We start from the raw sequence: 16,939 nt of genomic DNA on the forward strand, positions 1-16,939 counted from the left end.
GAGTGAACCGACCGGAGATCCACGTCGAAGTCGCCCCCGCGCTCCACCTGTTCGTACCGGCCGCCCGGCGGGCCGGAGCCACGCCGCTCGGCACGGACGGCGTCTCGACGCTCGGCCACGTCATCGAGTCCCTCGGCGTCCCGCTGACCGAGGTCGGCGCGCTGGTCGTGGACGGCAGCGAGGTAGCGGTGTCACACATCCCGAAGGCGGGCGAGACGGTGGAGGTGCGCCCGGTCGACCGCCCCCAGCAGGTCCCCGGCGCCCCGCTCCGCTTCCTCCTGGACGTCCACCTCGGCACGCTCGCCCGCCGCCTCCGCCTGCTCGGCGTGGACACGGCGTACGAGTCGACGGACATCGGCGACCCCGCCCTCGCCGCCCGCTCGGCCGCCGAGAAGCGGGTGATGCTCAGCCGCGACCGTGGCCTGCTGCGCCGCCGCGAGCTGTGGGCCGGCGCGTTCGTCTACAGCCACCGCCCCGACGACCAGCTCCACGACGTCCTCGGCCGCTTCGCCCCCGTTCTCAACCCCTGGACCCGCTGCACGGCCTGCAACGGCCTCCTCAAGCAGGCCACCAAGGCCGAGGTCGCCGACCAGCTCAAACACGGCACCCAGCGCTCGTACGACGTCTTCGCCCAGTGCACGGAGTGTGGCCGCGCGTACTGGAAGGGCGCGCACCACGACCAGCTGGAGGCCATCGTGGAGCGCGCCCTGGCGGAGCACGGTTGACGCGGTCAGCGTCTGGTCACATCCCCCTTGTCGCAGGCGGTCCCGTTCCGGTTCCGGTCCAACCCCAGGGGGTCGTCACCGCCGTTGACCTTCAGCCGGCCGTAGTGGTTCTGCCGGAGCCAGGTGCAGCGGGCGGCCGTGGTCTTCCTCACCTGCGGCGGGAACACCGTCGGCACGCACACGTTGACCGAGCCGTAGTGCCGGTCGCAGCCGGAGATCGTCGGGCTGACCTGCTGCGCGGCCTTCCTCCTGGCGGGGCCTGACACCTTGCCGGACAGCGAGTCGGCGAAGGCGTGGACGTGCGGTGACGCGGCGCCGAGCGCCGCCGGGCCGGTCAGGTGGACCCACTTGGCCACCGAGGGCACCCCGTTGGCGTCCACCGCAAAAAGCATGTACCAGCCGGGCGGGGCGATGTCCGGGTTGTTCGTGACGTTCAGGTCCACGTTGTCGCCGTCCACGCTCAGCGGCAGGTCGACGAACCGCTGGTTGGGGTCGGACGAGTGCGTGACCGCCGCCGGGCGGATCAACTCGGCCTTGGCGACGGGGCGGTCGACCGTGATCCGCTGGGTGTCGCCGTACTTCCACTCCTGGTTGATCACCGAGGTGATCACCGGACGTGTGCCCTTGTAGAGGTACGGCGGGGTGTAGATCGACACGTTGTGGTTCCAGGTGCCGTTGCCCGGGTTGTCGCCGGTGGTCATCACGCGGCCGTCGGGCAGCAGGAACGCCGAGGAGTGGTAGCCGCGGGACTCGGGGTCGGCGGCCACGGGGTCGAAGGTGCTGGTGCCGGGGTCGTAGATCGAGGACTCGTACACGGGGTTGGCCCGGTTGTGCAGGGCGCCGCCGGTCTCCAGCACCTTGCCGTCGGGCAGCAGGACCGCGGAGACGTACATCTTGCCCTGGTTGCCGGTCTCCGGCTGGGGCCCGTTGCCGAGGTCGACCGTGCCCTGCGGGACGGGCGGACCGGCGACGTACGACGGGTTGGCCTGCTTGAGGTCGATCAGGTCGGTGAGGCGGTTCGCGTCCGGGTTGGAGTCGATGTTGCCGCCGCCGATGGTGAGGACCTTCTGGTCCTGGGCCGGGGGCAGCAGCACGCTCGCCGACTGGTCGCGCTCGTCCTTGTTCCGCAGGCCGGGGATCTGCGTGACCGTGTTGGCGTCGTAGTCGTAGATCGCCGAACCCGTGCCCGGGATGTTGTTGCCGAAGACATGGCTGCCCGTGTAGAAGAGGCGGCCGTCCTGCATGAGGATCATCGCCGGGTACAGGCCCCAGTACGACCAGGTCTGGTTGACCTGCGACAGCGGCAGCCACTGGTTCTGCGCGTCACTGAACCTCTCGGCCGTCACCGAGCCGGTGGAGTCCTCTCGCAGCCCGCCGAAGGAGACGACGTCACCGTTGCCCAGCTCGGTCGCCGACGGGTACCAGTGGCCGTCGTTCAGATCGTTGGTCTTGCTGTAGGTCTCGGTCTTCGGGTCGAAGACGTACGAGTCCTTGAACCCCTCGTACCCGTGCCCGCCCGCGACCGGGTACGCCTTGTTTCCGCTCAGGACCAGCACCCTGCCGTCCTGCAGCTGGACGTGCCCCGCGCAGAACATGTCCTTCGGGGTGGGGATGACCTTGTAGGTGCCGTTGGACGGGTCGTACACCGCGCTCGTGAACGTGCCCGCGTTGAAGTTCTCCTCGCTGTTGCCCGACCCGGCGATCAGCAGCACCTTGCCGTCGTTGAGCACGACGGAGTGCATGGAGCGGACCGGGTTCTGGGTGGGCAGGACCGACCAACTGCCGTTCGCGCACTGGTCGGTGGTGCCGGTGCACTGGGCCGGCGGCACCACGTCCGGGACCTGGTCCATGGTGTAGTCGTCGGTGGTCGCCGAACCGGTGCCGTAGACGGAGACACCCCAGGTGATGCGGTCGGTGCCGGCCGGGACCTCCGGGGTGCGGACCGTGGCCTGCGTCCAGGCCGACGCCATGTCCAGCGTCTTGAGGTCGGTCCAGTACTGCCAGCCGGCGGTCGTGTCGTGCCGGAAGAGGGTGACGTTGGCGTCGGGGGTGGTCGTCCTGTACCAGAGCCCCAGGTCGTACTGCTTGCCGACGGTCACGGCCGGCGCGCAATCGGTGGACTCCGTGATCAGCGCCTTGCGGTCGCCGTCGACCCGGCGGGTCAGCGTGACCTTCATGGCCCGGGACCCGGAGTGCGCGTCCGAGGTCGTCTCGAAGCTGAAGTCGTTGTCGCCCCAGCCCGACTTCTCCCAGCAGTACGGCATGCCGTCCGTACCGGCGGTCTCGAAGCCGGGGTTCTTGATCAGGTTGGCGGCCTCCGCCGGCTGAGGCGCGGTCAGGAGCAGACCGGCGGTCAGGGCGCCCACCCCGGCCAGCGCGGTCCGTCTGCGGCGTCTGCGGTACGTCGTACTCACACGGCTCTCCTTGCTCGGCTCCCCCGGTGCCGAGGGAGGTAGACCAGCGCCTCGGTGCCGGCGAAGCGCAGGACGAACGTCATGACCAGCGCGAGCGCGGTGGCGGGCAGGGCGCCCATGCCGAACCGGCCGACGAGCAGGGCGATCAGCGGGATGCGCAGCACCAGGTCGGCGTTGGCGAGCAGCGCGAACCGGCCGAGCCGGTCCCACCAGCGGCGGTGGGCGCGCCGGTCGCGGAACAGCAACTGCTCGATGAGCAGGAAGTTCCAGGCGACCCCGAGCTGGTTGGCGAGGATCTCCGCGAGCACGTAGTGCATGCCGAGGGCGGTCAGTGCCCACAGCCCGACGAGGTTCGGCACGAACCCGCTCGCGCCGATCAGCCCGAAGCCGACCATGCGGGCGACCGGTGACGCGGTGCGCAGGCCCACCAGGTGGCGCAGGAAACGGAAGCCCTCCCGCGCGCTCGACTTGGACTCGCCCGCGAACCGGTCCTGGAAGACGAACGGCACCTCGGCGACCCGCCGGGGGCGGCTGCGGACGGCCAGCTCCAGCAGGATCTTGTAGCCGAGGGGCTTGAGGACGTCCGCCGTCACCGCGCTGCGCCGGATGGCGAAGAAACCACTCATCGGGTCGCTGATGCCGCGCAGCCGGCGCGGGAAGAGCGCCTTGGTGAGCCAGGTCGCGCCGCGTGAGACGGCCACCCGGTAGCCGCCGGCGAGCCCGGCCCGGCTGCCGCCCTCGATGTACCGGGAGGCGACGACCAGCCCGGCGTTCAGCCGCTCGCCGGTGGCCACCAACTCCGGTACCAGCGAGGGGGGATGCTGGCAGTCGCCGTCCATGACGACGATCCACTCCGAGGTCGCCGCCTTCAGCCCCTCGACGACCGCCCCGCCGAGCCCGCCGACGGGTTCCTCCCGGTGCAGCACGGCCACCGGGAACGGGCAGTCGCGGGCGGCCTCGCGGATCACGTCGGGGGTGTCGTCGGTGGAGTCGTCCACGAAGACGACCTCGCAGGGCAGCCGTGCGGGCACCGACTCGGTGATCTGGTGCAGCAGCCGCCGGACGTTCGCGGACTCGTTGAAGGTCGGTACGACGATGGTGACGGCGCCGGGTTCCGGGACCTCCACGGCGTCGAGGCGCTGTGCCGGGGCGGTGTACTCGCTCATCGGGCGCCTCCGGCGGCCTGGATCTGCCGGATCTCGATGCGGTCCTGGCCGGTGCCGAAGGTGGCGACGGGGGTGGAGTGCTGGATGGCGGCCTTCACGTTGGGCAGGTCCTTGGCGTCGCGGCGCACGGTGGGCGAGGCGACGACGTAGTCGATGTCCCGCCAGCCGTGCGGCATGGTCTTGGTGACGGCCGGGTCGAGGTCGGCCTTGTAGAACCAGATGGCCCCGAGTCCGGGCCGGTAGCCGGCGTGCACGAGGTCCAGCCAGAGGGCGTCGTCGACGAGGACCCGGGTGTGCTCCGGGTCCGCCACCTTCGTGCCCAGCCAGTGGGAGGCCTGCCGGTAGGGCTTGTTGGCGTCGGCGGTGACGGCGGTGCGGTCGCCGTCGTACCAGTGCGGTACGACGTAGGCGCTGGCGGCGAGGGCGAGCACGGCGGCGAGCGCGTACCGGCCGCCGGTGAGGTACCGGCGCTCGTTCTCCGCCCGCCACCTGCGGATGACGGCGTGGGCGACGGAGGCGGCACCGCCGGCGAGGACCAGCGCGAGGAAGGGCAGCGCGCCGATGACGTACATGGCGGGCAGATAGCCGCCCGGCCGCAGGGCCACGGCGGCGAGGATCGCCACGGTCAGGGACGGTCCGGCGAGCGCCCGGGCGGTGACCGACCAGCGCCAGGTGAGCAGCAGGAGCAGGGCCGCGGCGAGGCCGCCGAGGGGCAGCACGCGGTCGTAGTAGAGCCAGGAGTGCAGGACGCCGTACGAGCCGGAGCCCTGGTCGAGGATGAAGCCCGAGCCCGGCCTGGACATCTGGTACGTGATGCCGTCCCACAGGGACACGTGCCCGGCGCCGGGGAACAGCTCACCCTTGAGCAGGGCGAACAGCGGGTAGGAGAAGCCGATCAGGGCACAGGCGGTGACCGCTCCGGTGAGGGCGAACTTGCGGGTGTCGCGGTGGCTGTTCCGCCACATGGTGACGAACAGGGCGGGCAGGACGACGAGCATCGTCTCCTTGGTGAGCACGCCCGCGGCGGCGGCGAGGCCCGCGCCGAAGTGGTGCCAGAGGTGACGGCTGGGCGAGGCGGCGAGGCAGAACGCCAGCAGCAGCCACATCACGGCGATGTTGTCGAGGAAGATCTCCCTGCTGAGGACGACGGCGAGCGGGGAGAGCCCGAACAGGGCCATGCCGAGCCCGGCGGCCCAGCGGGGCAGTGAGAGCCGGCGGCCGAGGACGTAGAGGAGCACCGCGCTGACGCCGCTGACCAGCAGCATGGTGACCCGCATGGCGCCGACGGTCATCGAGCCGGGGCTGAGCCACGAGGGGACCCAGCTGAGCAGGGCTATCTGGATCCAGCCGAGCGGCGGGTGGTCGTACCAGTAGGTGTAGTGGGCGAGGCCGCGGCCCTGCTGGACGGCCCAGGCCTGGGCGAGGTAGGTGCCCTCGTCGTCGCTGAGGGACGGGTAGTCGGCGATGTTCCAGCCCTGGACGACGAGGATCGCCGCGAGCAGGACACCGCACAGCAGCAGGTCGGACCGGGAGGAGCGGAGCCGCAGCGGCGGCCGTTCCCGGCCGGCCGGGGGCGTTTCGGGCGCGGCTGAGCGCCCTGCGGGGACCTTCGCTGCGGTCACCGCGGGAAGTGTCGAGGTCACGCGGGAACGTCCTCTCGGGTCGGCTCGGCCGCGGTGAGGTGCGCGCCGACGTGCGTGGTCAGCTCCCAGTCGTTGCGCCCGCGTTGCTCGCGCCACACGGCACGGATCGCGGCACCGGCGAGGAGGACCTGGTAGAAGGGGCCGCCCACGATGAGCTTCACGTAGTGGACGAGGCGGACCTTCAGGCCGTACTGCTTGCCGAAGTCGTGCAGTCCGACCACCTCGAAGACGAAGGTGACGGCGGCGGTGACCAGCGGCAGGAAAGTGAGGAAGGCGACACCGACGGGCACGTCGAGGAAGAGCGCGACGGCCGCGTTGACCGGGATGACCACGCCGGAGAACGCCTGCAGGAACGGTGTCATCAGCGTGTACCGGGCGAGCAACCGCTGCCTGAGGGAGGGCAGTTGCCTCCAGTCCTTCTTCCGGTACACCTGCAGGAAGCCCTGGTTCCAGCGGGTGCGCTGCTTGAGCAGCGACATGAGGCTTCCGGGAGTCTCCTCGCGGGTGACCATGTCGGAGTCGTAGGCGACGACCACCTTCTTGCCGACGGACGAGAGCCGGACCCCCAGGTCGCAGTCCTCGGCGAGGCAGTTGGGGTCCCAGCCGTCCGCTTCCCTGAGGACGCCGGTCCGGACGAACACGGTGTTCCCGCCGAGCGGGATGAACCCCTTCTGCGCGTGCAGGTGCAGCCGGGAGCGGAACCAGAAGAAGTACTCCAGGCAGTTGCGCAGGCTGTACCAGCTGGAGTGGAAGTTGATGAGCTGGACCCCGCCCTGGACGACGTCCGCGCCGGTGGTGCGGAAGGCGTGGTCCACGTGGGCGAGCAGCTCCGGGTGGACCTGGTCCTCGGCGTCGAAGACCCCGACGACGTCACCGCGGCAGTGCGGCAGCGCCGTGTTCATGGCCTTCGGCTTGTTCTTCTTCTCGTGGGTGTCGACGACGACCCGGACGCGCGGGTCGCGCTCGGCGGCCCTGTCGGCCACCTCCGTCGTCTCCGGGTCGTCGTGCCCGACGATCACGATGATCTCGAAGTCGGTGTGTGTGGATTCCAGCAGCCGCTGGATGGTGTGGTCCAGCACCGCCTGCTCGTGCCGGGCCGGCAACAGCAGTGAGAACGACAGGTGTTCGTCACCGTCCGGTCTGCCGAACCGGGTGGAGGCCAGCACCTCGGGCGTACGCCACGCGTGCATCTGCCACCACAGGGTGAAGGCCGCCATCCAGAACAGAGCCAGTGAGACGACGGCGATGAAGACAGACGTCAGCAAAAAGATCCCCCCAGATCCCCGATTACCCCCTGTGCGGGCGACGGTGAGTGACCAGCCGTCAACCCGCTGTGGAGAGAGTAGGTGGGATGTGTGAAGTGTGGGAGCTCTTCCGATAAATAGCGTGTTTCGGAACGGTGGTGCGGGTAGTGGGATCTATCCGAACACCTGCTCACATTCGGACAGTTCGACTGCCCGCGCCACACCCGCCCGGCGCAGCTCAGCGGCCGCTCGGTGTCGCGTCAGCGGCGGTTGAGCACGGCACCCAGCCGTTCCGGGTCGGTCGTCGGCGTGTCACAGGTGAAGTTGCGGCAGACGTACGCAGCCGGCTCACCGGCCACGAGCGGCCGGTCGGCGAGGAGCGGGAACTCGTCACTGTCCGCAGTGCCCACGGCGACGACGGCACCCGGGGCGGTGCCCAGAAGTGCCGTACGGTGCAGGGCGGTCGTCCTCTCCGCGAGGCCGGGTCCGACGACGGCGACCTCCTTCGGCCCGTCGAGCAGGGCCTCGGCGACGGCGAGCCCCCAGCCGATGAACCGGGGCACGCGCGGGCCGAGGGCCTTCACGACACCCAACGCCCTTTCGGCACCGGTCCGGTGGGGCTCGGAGCCGGTGTGCGCGGCATAGCCCAGCAGGGCACCGGCGGCCGCGCTCCAGCCCGACGGGGTGGCGTTGTCCGTGGGGTCCTGCGGCCGGCGGATGAGTTGCTCGGCGTCGGACGCGGTGTCGTAGAGCGCCCCGGTGCCGGGGTCGGTGAAGCGCGTCAGCACGTGGTCGAGGAGCAGTCCGGCGAAGTCCAGCCAGACGCCCTCGCCGGTCACGGACGCGAGCGCGAGGAAGCCCTCGGCGACGTCGCCGTAGTCCTCCAGCACGCCGGCGTTGGGGCCGACACGGCCGTCCTTGCTGGTGCGGGCGAGACGGGCGTGGTCGTCCAGGTGCACCCGTACGAGGAGATCGGCGGCGGCGACCGCGGCCTCGACGAGATCGGGCCGCTCGAAGTAGGCGCCGGTCTCGGCGAGCGCGGCGATCGCGAGACCGTTCCAGGCGGCGACGACCTTGTCGTCCCGGCCGGGTGCGGGACGCTCCGCCCGGGCGGCGAGCAGCCGCTCCTTGACGGAGGTGACCTGCTCGGCGTCGAACACCCCCTCGGTCTGCGGGAGTTGGAGGACGGACTGACCGTGCTCGAAGGTGCCCTCGTCACTCACGCCGAAGTACCGGGCGGCGAGGTCGCCGTCGGCGTCCCCGAGGACGGCCCGCAGCCGCTCCGGCGTCCACACGTAGTACGCGCCCTCGACGTGCCGCCCCGTGCCGTCGTCGCTGTCGGCGTCGAGCGCCGAGGCGAACCCGCCCTCCTCCGTGCGCAGTTCACGCACGAGGAAGTCGGCGGTCTCCAGGGCGACGCGCCGGGCGAGATCCGATCCCGTGGCCCGCCAGAGATGGGCGTACACGCGGCAGAGCAGCGCGTTGTCGTACAGCATCTTCTCGAAGTGCGGCACGATCCAGTCACGGTCGACGGAGTACCGGGCGAACCCGCCACCGAGCTGGTCGTAGATCCCGCCCCGGGCCATGCGCTCACAGGTGTCCACGGCCATCTGGAGCGCACCCTCGGCGCCGGTCCGCGCGTGATGGCGGAGCAGGAACTCCAGCACCATGGACGGCGGGAACTTCGGCGCCCCGCCGAATCCGCCGCGCTGCGGGTCGTACTCACGGGTGAGCCCGAGGAGGGCCTGGGCGAGTTCCTGTTCGCCGGGCGGCTGCGGGGCGTGGTGGCCGAGCTCCCGCTGGGCGAGATCGCGGACGATCTTCCCGGCGACCTCCGCGACCTCGTCCCGGCGGGTGCTCCAGGCCTGCTGCACACCTTCCAGCACCTGCCGGAAGGAGGGCATGCCGTGCCGCGGCGCGGGCGGGAAGTAGGTGCCGAAGTAGAAGGGCTCGGCGTCCGGGGTCAGGAAGACGGTCATCGGCCAGCCGCCCTGGCCCGTGGCGGCCTGCACCGCCTCCATGTAGACGGCGTCGACGTCGGGCCGCTCCTCGCGGTCGACCTTGACGCTGACGAAGTGCTCGTTGAGGTAGTCGGCGGTGGCCCGGTCCTCGAAGGACTCGTGCGCCATGACGTGACACCAGTGACAGCTGCTGTATCCGACGCTCAGCAGGACGGGTTTGCCCGCCTGGCGCGCCTCGGCGAAGGCCTCGGCCGACCAGGGCCACCAGTCGACGGGGTTGTCTGCGTGCTGGAGGAGATACGGGGACGTCTCATGGGCCAGTCGGTTCACCGTTCCACTCTCCCACGGGCTCGGGTGCGGCGTAGAAGCGCAGGTCCACGTGGCGCGCCCCTTCGGGAGCGTCCTCGCGGGTGTGGCCGTAGCGGTCGAGCAGTTCGTGGTAGGCGCGGACGAAGGCGTGCAGGTCGTCCTTGGTCATCCAGGCGCCGGCGCGCTGCACCTGGGCCCAGCCCTGGGGGCCGCGGTACTCCTCGTGGACGCGGCGGAAGAGCCGGGTGTCGACCTCGATCTTGAGCAGGGCGAGCTGTTCGGCGGCCGCGTACTCCTCCGGGGCCATGGTGGCCGGATCGGGCGTGGTGTGCCGGAAGGGCAGCGTCCGCCACCAGCGCTCACGCCCGCCGGACTTCTCCGGGATCTCCTCGATGAGCCGTTGCTCGGCCAGTTTGCGCAGGTGGTAGCTGGTGGTGCCGGAGCTCTCGCCGAGTTCGCGGGCGAGGACGGTGGAGTTGGCCTCGCCGTGCCGGCCGAGGTAGTCGAGGATCCGGCGGCGCAGCGGGTTGCCGAGGGACTTGTAGAGGGCGGTGCGCTCCAGGCTGGTCATCTCGGGCAGGCCGTCGGTCATGCCGCCACCGTAACCCTGAGAACCCGGAGACGTCCCTGAGGTGTGCCGAGATTTCTTTGCAGAGATTTCTCTGCGGTCTAGGGTGGACGCAGTCGAGGGACGACGAGCGGGGAGGACGTGGGCGTGACCGTGATCGAGCGGAGGAAGTGGCCGTCGGTCCTGCTGGGGGTGGCCGCGGCCCTGCTGGTTCCGTGGACGGTGGTGCTGGGCCTGACCCTTCCGGACAGTACGGAGGTGGACCACTGGCCACTGGCCTGGATCGGTCTCGACGTCCTCATGGCGGCGCTCTGCGCGACGACCGCTCTCCTCGGCCTGCGCGGCGACGCCAGGGCCCGCCTGACGGCCTCGGCGACGGCATCGGTTGCGCTGCTGGACGCCTGGTTCGACATAACGACGGCAGGCACGGGCACCCCCCTGGCCGAGGCTCTGGTGTGCGCGGTGGGCGAGGCGGGGCTGGCGGGGGCGTGCGTCCTGCTGGCGCTGGGCGAGGCGCGGCGGGCGGAAGGACGCTGAGGTTCCGCCCGAGTGCGCCGTGCCGCTTCGCCGACCGCCGCTCCGGCCCCGCACGGCACACGCTCACAAGGTCGTCGCCGCTCCTCCCCAACTCCCCACCGGGAACCACCTCTCCCGTTCGCGCCTTCCGCGAAGGACACTCGTGGACAAGGAAGTTGGCTCCGGAGGGGGACGGGACATGCGGGACGGCCATCGGGCGGAGGCCGAGCGGCTGCTGGTGCGGGCCGTCGAGGAGGAGGTACGGCGCTCGGGCGGGCGGATCGACGGACAGCTGCTGCTGTCGCGGGCGCGCGGTGCGCTGGACGCGATGGCGGAGGCGGCCGGCGAGGAGTACGAGACGTATACCCGCGCGCTGGACGAGGCCGAGGCGGGCCGGCCGACCTTCGGGCAGCGCTACGCCCGGGAGGGCGCCACAACCGCCTTGATGGTGGCGGTGGTCGCGGCGGTCGCCGCCGCGGTGGCCGACCTGTCCCTGGGCACCGGTGCCGGTACGGCCGTCGGCGCGGGCGTCACCGCGGGCGTGGTCGGTGCCGCCGCCTCCGTGGTGAAGGTGGCCGGCGCCCATCTGCCGGCCGCGCATCGCCACGCGGGCGCGGCCGGCCGGCCCGGCGGACCGGAACAGCTGCGGCTGCAGTGGCTGACCGCGCTGGAGGTGCGCGGCATCCGCCCGTTCCTCGACCAGCAGCGGGTGCTGAGCGCTTCCACGGGCCCGAAGAAGAAGGGCGGCCCCGCGCTGCGCGGCGCGGACAAGAGCGCGGCGGCCCGGCGGCGCACGGTGCTGGAGCAGTCGTTCGGGCAACTCCCCGACACGGAGGGTCCGTTCGCGGGGCGCCGGGCGGAGCTGGCACAGATCCGGCAGTGGGCACAGGCGGCCCGGGCGGCCACGGAGACCCGGCCGACGGTGGTGGTGCTGCACGGCGAGCCCGGCTCCGGCCGGACCACGCTCGCGGTGCGTGCGGCGCACGAACTGCGGGACCACTTCCGCGGCGCGGTGGTCGTGGATCTGCGCGGCGGCGGGCGGGAGGAGGCGCCGCTGCCGGTCCGGGACGCCCTGCTGCATCTGCTCAACCGGCTCGGCGCGCCTCGCGAGCAGCTGCTGTTCCGGGAGCGCTCCTCCCCCGACCAGCAGGTCAAGCGGCTCGGCGAGCTGTACCACCGGCACCTGGCGGGCCTGCCGGTGACGATCGTGCTGGACGACGCCTCGGACCCGGAGCAGGTGCGGGCGCTGGTGCCCGAGCGCTCCGACAGCCTGGTCCTGGTCACCGCCGGCAGCGCCCTCGACCTGTCCGCGGAGCTGCCGGCCTGGGTGCACCACCTGCCCGTCGAGGCGCTGGACGCCGCGGGTGCCGAGGAATTGCTCGGCGCGGCCGCCGAGGACGCCTCGGGACCGTACGACGCCGAATCCGCCGACCGGATCCGGGACCTCACCGGCGGGCTGCCGCTGGCACTGCGGATCGCCGGCTCCGCACTGGGTCCGCGCTCGCCCCGGCAGCTGGCCACGGACCTCGGCGCGTACGGTCCGGTGGAGCCCGTGGAGCGGGTCCTGTGGCTGCGCTACACCGACCAGCCGGAGCCGACGCGCCGGCTACTGCGCCGGCTCGCGCTCGCGGGCCGGGCCTCGCTGGGCGCCGCGGCGGCGGCCGCCCTGCTCGCGACGGACGAGGCCGAGGCCACGCGTCACCTCGTCGCCCTCGCCGGGTCCGGCCTGCTCGACCATGTGCGCGGCAGCCGCTACCGGCTTCACGACCTGGTGCGCGGCTTCGCCCAGGCCCGGCTGCTGGACGAGGAGGACCCGGCCGAGCGCGCGGCCGCGCAGGAACGGCTGATCGTGAACTACGCGGAGCTGGCCGACTCGGTGCTGCGCCTGGTCGACGGGAACATGTCGACGCGCTCGCACCAGTTCGGCCCGCACGGCTTCACCTCGCTGGACGAGGCGCTGCGCTGGCTGGACGACGAGTCGAGCTTCATCACCGCGACACTGCGGCACGCGGAGGGTGTGGACCAGTCGGCGGTGCAGAACCTGCTGGGCGCGCTGTGCGACTACTGCCTGCTGCGCGGCGACCTCTACCGGCTCGGCGAGATCAGCGAGCTGGCCGAGGCCGTGGACCAGGGGCTGCTGGTGCGTTCGGTGCAGTGGCGCACCGGCATCGCGGCCCGGCAGCTGGGCGAGCTGGACAAGGCGCGCACCACACTGGCCTCGGTGGTGGACCTGTACCGGGAGGCGCACCACGACGCGGGGGCGGCCCGGGCCCTGTGCTCCCTCGGGATCACCCTGCACCACCAGGGCAACCTCACCGAGGCCGCCGCCAAGCTGCAGGAGGCGCTGGATCTGCAGGCGGCGCCGGAGCTGGCCACCGACCGGGCCTGGACGATGCACGCCCTGGCCGCCGTCCAGCGCGACCGGGCCCGGCTGGCGCAGGCCCAGGAGTTGCTCACCCGCTCCCTGGTCCTGCATCGCGCGGGCGGCTCGGTGCACGGTGAGGCGTGGGCACACTTCCAGCTCGGCCAGCTGGCGCTGCGCATGGGCGACGTACCGCGCGCGGAGACCGAACTGCGGGCGGCCCTGGACCGGTACGGCGAAACACACGACGCGCGCGGTGAGGCGTGGGCGCTCACCCAGCTGGCCCGGGCCCGCCTGGTGGACGGCGACGCCGCACCGGCCGTGGACGCCCTCGGGCAGGCCGCCGCCCGGCACCGGGAGAACGAGGACGCACGCGGCGAGGCATGGACGCTGTACTACCTGGGCCAGGCCCTGGAGGAGGCCGGCGATCTGGACCAGGCGGTGCGCGATCTGGAGCGGTCCCGCACGATGTTCTCCCGGATGCGGGACGTGTACGGCCTGGCCTGCGCCCGGCACCACTCGGCCCGGGTCACCCGCGACCAGCGGGCCGCGCGGACCGGTTCGCTGCGCAACTCCGGCTTCGCCCGGCAGCTCCTGATGGACGCCCGCGCCGACTTCCAGCGCATCGGCGTCGCCCACGGCGAGGCGTGGACATGCCTGGAGCTGGCGGTGGTGGACGCGGGCAACGCCCGTACGCAGGCGGCGCTGGCCCTCACCGACGAGGCACTGGACCTGTTCGCCTCCTACGGCGACCGGCGCGGCGAGGACTGGGCGCGTTTCCTGCGCTGCACCCTGCTGCCCTACGCGGCGCCCGGCGGGGTGGAAGTGGGAACGGCGGTCGCCCAGGAGGAGCTGGCCCACCTGGCCCGGGCCGGCCATGCGCTGCGGGACGAGAAACTGGCGGACTACGTCTCGGCGTACGCCCTGCTGCTGGAACGCGGGGTCAGCCTGGAGGACGGCTGGCAGGCGTGGCGCCTGCGCATGACGCCGGACCGCCACGCCCGGGAGGTGATGGGAGTGGCGGTACCGTCGGGGCGCTGAGGTCCCGGGTCAGCTCCGGCGTGCCGCGGAGTCGGCCTTGTCGGCCTTGTCGGCCGAGGGGTCCGGGGACTCCTTGAAGTCGACCTTGTTCATGTGCTTGCTCATCGACTTCATCAGGCCCCAGACCGCCAGGGCCATCACCGCGAAGACGATGAAGCCGAGGACACCGGGGGTGACCTTGTTCTCGTCGACCTCCTTGGCGAGGGGGACGAGGTGCGTCACTGCCAGGCTCACGCTTGCGCTCATGTCAGGCATTGTCGCGGATGCCCGCGAAGAGGTCGTCCTCGGGGAGGGAGGTATCGACGAGAGACTTCGCCAGCTCGTACTCCTCCGTCGGCCAGACCTCCCTCTGCAGCTCCATCGGCACCTTGAACCAGCCGCCGTCGGGGTCGATCTGCGTGGCGTGCGCGATCAGCGCCTTGTCGCGGATCTCGAAGAAGTCCGCGCACGGAATGTGCGTGGTCAGCGTGCGCTCGGTGCGCTCCATCTCGCTCCAGCGCTTGAGCCACTCCCCGTACGGCGACTCCAGGCCGCGCTCCAGCATGGCGTTGTGCAGCGCCTCGGTGCGGGGACGGTTGAAGCCCTGGTTGTAGTACAGCTTCTGCGGCTGGTAGGCCGGGCCGAACTCGCTCTCCGGGTACTTCTCGGAGTCCGCCGCGCCCTCGAACGCCACCATCGAGATCTTGTGGGTCATGATGTGGTCGGGGTGCGGGTAACCACCGTTCTCGTCATAGGTGGTGATCACCTGCGGGCGGAAGGCACGGATCCTGCGCACCAGCTCGCCGGCCGCCTTGTCGACGTCCTCCAGGGCGAAGCAGCCCTCGGGCAGCGGCGGCAGCGGGTCGCCCTCGGGCAGACCCGAGTCGACGAAGCCGAGCCAGTCCTGCTTGACCCCGAGGATCTCGCGGGCCTCGTCCATCTCCTTCTTGCGTACCTCGTGGATGTGCTCCTCGATGTACTTGTCGCCCTGCAGCTTGGGATTGAGGATGGACCCGCGCTCTCCGCCGGTGCAGGTCACCACCAGCACGTCCACCCCCTCGGACACGTACTTCGCCATGGTGGCCGCGCCCTTGCTCGACTCGTCGTCGGGGTGCGCGTGAACGGCCATCAGTCGCAGCTGGTCAGTCAAGACTCAATCCTCGGTAAGTCGGCGCCCCGTGGTCTCGGCGCGATCGGCGGCTTCTATAGTGACGGAAACGGGGGGCGAATAATTCCGGGTCCGGTTCCTGCCGAGAGGACGATCATGAGTACGGCGAGCGCGCGGCTGCCCGAGGGCCGCTACGGCCGTTCCTCGGACGAGCGTGCGGACCACAAGCTCAAAATCGCCGGTACGGTCCTGGGCGCGGCCCTGCTCGCGCTGGTCGGTTACTTCGCCTACCACTACGTCGTGGAGAGCAAGATCAGCGCCCAGGTGATCACCTTCGACGCCACGGACAACGCGGTGAAGGTGCATCTGGAGGTCCACAAGGACTCCGGTACCGACGGCTACTGCACCCTGCGCTCACAGGCGGCGGACGGCTCCGAGGTGGGCCGGGCCGACTTCCGCTTCAACGGGTCGGCCACGCGCATCGACAGGGTCGTCACTCTGCGTACGACGGCGAAGGGCACGACGGCCGAGCTGCTCGGCTGCCACACCGGCTGACCGGGACCGGACGCTTCCCCGCCTCACCCGGAATACGTACATGCTGACCTGCGCTGATGTGATTCTGATGGCTTATGTCCTCCCCCTTCCGGCCTTGAATTGTTAGGCTCGTGGTTTCGCCCTTCCAAGAGGGAACATGCTTCTGGGTAGGGCGATGCTTTGTATTCCCAGTACCGACGAGGAGCACCCTGTGACCCAGACCAGCGAGAACGTCACCTGGCTGACCCAGGAGGCGTACAACAAGCTCAAGGACGAGCTTGAGTACCTTACTGGTCCTGCGCGCACGGAGATCGCCGCCAAGATCGCGGCCGCGCGCGAGGAGGGCGACCTGCGCGAGAACGGCGGGTACCACGCGGCCAAGGAGGAGCAGGGCAAGCAGGAGCTGCGCGTGCGGCAGCTGACCCAGCTTCTCGAGAACGCCAAGGTGGGCGAGGCTCCGGCCTCCGCCGACGGCGCCGTCGCGCCGGGCATGGTCGTCACGATCGCCTTCGACGGTGACGAGGACGACACGCTGACGTTCCTGCTCGCCTCCCGCGAGTACGCGAGCGCCGACATCGAGACGTACTCGCCGCAGTCCCCGCTCGGCGCGGGCGTCATCGGCCACAAGGTCGGTGAGGACGCGGAGTACGAGCTGCCCAACGGCAAGAAGGCCTCGGTGAAGATCCTGAAGGCCGAGCCGTACTCGGGCTGATCCACCCACCCGATCCGACGTGGAGCCCCCGCTGTCCGCCGGACAGCGGGGGCTTCGTCGTATCCGGAACCGGCGGCCGGTCGCCCGGGGCAGACACTCGACGCGGCGTTCCAGCTTGCGCAAGCCCTCGTCCTCTAAGCTTTCGCCCGTCGCCGTCACACACCGTGAGGAAAAATGTGAGAAGCGTGATCGAAGCGCTGCGCAGCCCGCGGCGCCACCATGTGATCGGCGCAGTGCTGACCGTCGCGCTCGTCGCGCAGTCGGCTGCGATCATCACCCAGGCAATGCAAATCGATCGACTGCAGACACAACCCATCGACCTCCAGGATCAGCGCCTCGTGCCGGGTCCGTCCGGCCCGTCCGGCCCCCCCGGCCCCCCCGGCCCCCCCGGCCCCATCGGCCCTCAGGGCAAGGACGGGAAGGACGGGACGGACGGGCAGGACGGACAGAACGGCCCTCCCGGGAAGGACGGCAAGGACGGCAAGGACGCTGTCGCCCCCGGGTGACGGTGAGCGCCATCGTCGCCATACGGCCGACGCCGCTCCACCCCCGATCAAGCAGAGAAGCTCTCTGCGGCACTTGTACCGTCACACAGCGTGAGGAACGACGTGAGAAGCGTAAACGAGGTGCTGCGCGGCCCGCGGCGCCGTCTCGTGC

At 71.1% G+C, this 16,939-nt stretch carries 14 protein-coding genes; 6 read left to right on the top strand and 8 right to left on the bottom strand.

Annotated features, from left to right (window positions below; genetic code table 11):
- Positions 1 to 2: 2 nt before the first annotated feature.
- Positions 3 to 725: a Mut7-C RNAse domain-containing protein gene (locus tag AB0D93_RS10920; protein WP_362116520.1), complete on the top strand. Its 723-nt coding sequence runs from the start codon at positions 3 to 5 to the stop codon at positions 723 to 725.
- A 5-nt stretch (positions 726 to 730) separates the two neighbouring features.
- Here the strand turns inward: AB0D93_RS10920 and AB0D93_RS10925 are convergent, their stop codons facing one another.
- The 6 genes from AB0D93_RS10925 to AB0D93_RS10950 all read right to left on the bottom strand — a co-directional run bounded on the left by AB0D93_RS10925 (position 731) and on the right by AB0D93_RS10950 (position 10,054).
- On the bottom strand, positions 731 to 3,139 hold the full coding sequence (locus AB0D93_RS10925; protein ID WP_362116523.1) for a galactose oxidase early set domain-containing protein: 2,409 nt from the start codon (positions 3,137 to 3,139) through the stop codon (positions 731 to 733).
- Complete coding sequence (locus AB0D93_RS10930) at positions 3,136 to 4,305, bottom strand: glycosyltransferase family 2 protein (RefSeq protein ID WP_362116526.1); 1,170 nt, start codon at positions 4,303 to 4,305, stop codon at positions 3,136 to 3,138. The genes AB0D93_RS10925 and AB0D93_RS10930 overlap by 4 nt, the downstream gene beginning before the upstream one ends.
- Complete coding sequence (locus AB0D93_RS10935) at positions 4,302 to 5,948, bottom strand: glycosyltransferase family 39 protein (protein WP_362116529.1); 1,647 nt, start codon at positions 5,946 to 5,948, stop codon at positions 4,302 to 4,304. The genes AB0D93_RS10930 and AB0D93_RS10935 overlap by 4 nt, the downstream gene beginning before the upstream one ends.
- Positions 5,945 to 7,213: a glycosyltransferase gene (locus AB0D93_RS10940; RefSeq protein WP_362116532.1), complete on the bottom strand. Its 1,269-nt coding sequence runs from the start codon at positions 7,211 to 7,213 to the stop codon at positions 5,945 to 5,947. Before AB0D93_RS10940 ends, AB0D93_RS10935 begins: the two co-directional genes overlap by 4 nt.
- A gap of 239 nt (positions 7,214 to 7,452) precedes the next feature.
- Positions 7,453 to 9,483: a thioredoxin domain-containing protein gene (locus AB0D93_RS10945; protein WP_362116535.1), complete on the bottom strand. Its 2,031-nt coding sequence runs from the start codon at positions 9,481 to 9,483 to the stop codon at positions 7,453 to 7,455.
- A complete protein-coding gene (locus AB0D93_RS10950; protein WP_362116538.1) occupies positions 9,464 to 10,054 on the bottom strand; it encodes a helix-turn-helix domain-containing protein in 591 nt (196 codons plus the stop codon). The genes AB0D93_RS10945 and AB0D93_RS10950 overlap by 20 nt, the downstream gene beginning before the upstream one ends.
- Before the next feature lie 123 nt (positions 10,055 to 10,177).
- Here AB0D93_RS10950 and AB0D93_RS10955 point away from each other — a divergent pair, with 123 nt between their 5' ends.
- Together AB0D93_RS10955 and AB0D93_RS10960 are read left to right on the top strand one after the other, a co-directional pair.
- Positions 10,178 to 10,567, top strand: a complete 390-nt coding sequence (locus tag AB0D93_RS10955; protein WP_362116541.1) for a hypothetical protein — start codon at positions 10,178 to 10,180, stop codon at positions 10,565 to 10,567.
- A 178-nt stretch (positions 10,568 to 10,745) separates the two neighbouring features.
- Positions 10,746 to 13,949 (top strand): tetratricopeptide repeat protein, encoded by a 3,204-nt coding sequence (locus AB0D93_RS10960; RefSeq protein WP_362117222.1) that lies wholly within the window; start codon positions 10,746 to 10,748, stop codon positions 13,947 to 13,949.
- 9 nt (positions 13,950 to 13,958) lie between these two features.
- Here the strand turns inward: AB0D93_RS10960 and AB0D93_RS10965 are convergent, their stop codons facing one another.
- The gene (locus AB0D93_RS10965) at positions 13,959 to 14,204 is read right to left on the bottom strand and encodes a hypothetical protein (RefSeq protein WP_362116544.1); all 246 of its coding nucleotides are present in this window, start codon (positions 14,202 to 14,204) and stop codon (positions 13,959 to 13,961) included.
- Positions 14,197 to 15,078: a mycothiol conjugate amidase Mca gene (gene mca / locus AB0D93_RS10970; RefSeq protein WP_362116547.1), complete on the bottom strand. Its 882-nt coding sequence runs from the start codon at positions 15,076 to 15,078 to the stop codon at positions 14,197 to 14,199. The genes AB0D93_RS10965 and mca overlap by 8 nt, the downstream gene beginning before the upstream one ends.
- A 114-nt stretch (positions 15,079 to 15,192) precedes the next feature.
- Here mca and AB0D93_RS10975 point away from each other — a divergent pair, with 114 nt between their 5' ends.
- The 3 genes from AB0D93_RS10975 to AB0D93_RS10985 all read left to right on the top strand — a co-directional run bounded on the left by AB0D93_RS10975 (position 15,193) and on the right by AB0D93_RS10985 (position 16,788).
- A complete protein-coding gene (locus AB0D93_RS10975; RefSeq protein WP_362116550.1) occupies positions 15,193 to 15,591 on the top strand; it encodes a DUF4307 domain-containing protein in 399 nt (132 codons plus the stop codon).
- 190 nt (positions 15,592 to 15,781) lie between these two features.
- The gene (greA, locus tag AB0D93_RS10980) at positions 15,782 to 16,282 is read left to right on the top strand and encodes a transcription elongation factor GreA (RefSeq protein WP_360148976.1); all 501 of its coding nucleotides are present in this window, start codon (positions 15,782 to 15,784) and stop codon (positions 16,280 to 16,282) included.
- Between the two features lie 185 nt (positions 16,283 to 16,467).
- Entirely contained in the window at positions 16,468 to 16,788 is a 321-nt protein-coding gene (locus AB0D93_RS10985) for a hypothetical protein (RefSeq protein WP_362116553.1), read from the top strand.
- Positions 16,789 to 16,939 lie beyond the last annotated feature (151 nt).

It is taken from the genome of Streptomyces sp. NPDC048191 (assembly GCF_040652655.1).
Classification (GTDB): Bacteria; Actinomycetota; Actinomycetes; order Streptomycetales; family Streptomycetaceae; genus Streptomyces.

Coding starts and splice junctions, on each gene's coding strand:
- AB0D93_RS10930 (WP_362116526.1), bottom strand. CDS start 4,305: ATGAGCGAGTACACCGCCCCGGCACAGCGCCTCGACGCCGTGGAGGTC.
- AB0D93_RS10975 (WP_362116550.1), top strand. CDS start 15,193: ATGAGTACGGCGAGCGCGCGGCTGCCCGAGGGCCGCTACGGCCGTTCC.
- AB0D93_RS10950 (WP_362116538.1), bottom strand. CDS start 10,054: ATGACCGACGGCCTGCCCGAGATGACCAGCCTGGAGCGCACCGCCCTC.
- AB0D93_RS10965 (WP_362116544.1), bottom strand. CDS start 14,204: ATGCCTGACATGAGCGCAAGCGTGAGCCTGGCAGTGACGCACCTCGTC.
- AB0D93_RS10960 (WP_362117222.1), top strand. CDS start 10,746: ATGCGGGACGGCCATCGGGCGGAGGCCGAGCGGCTGCTGGTGCGGGCC.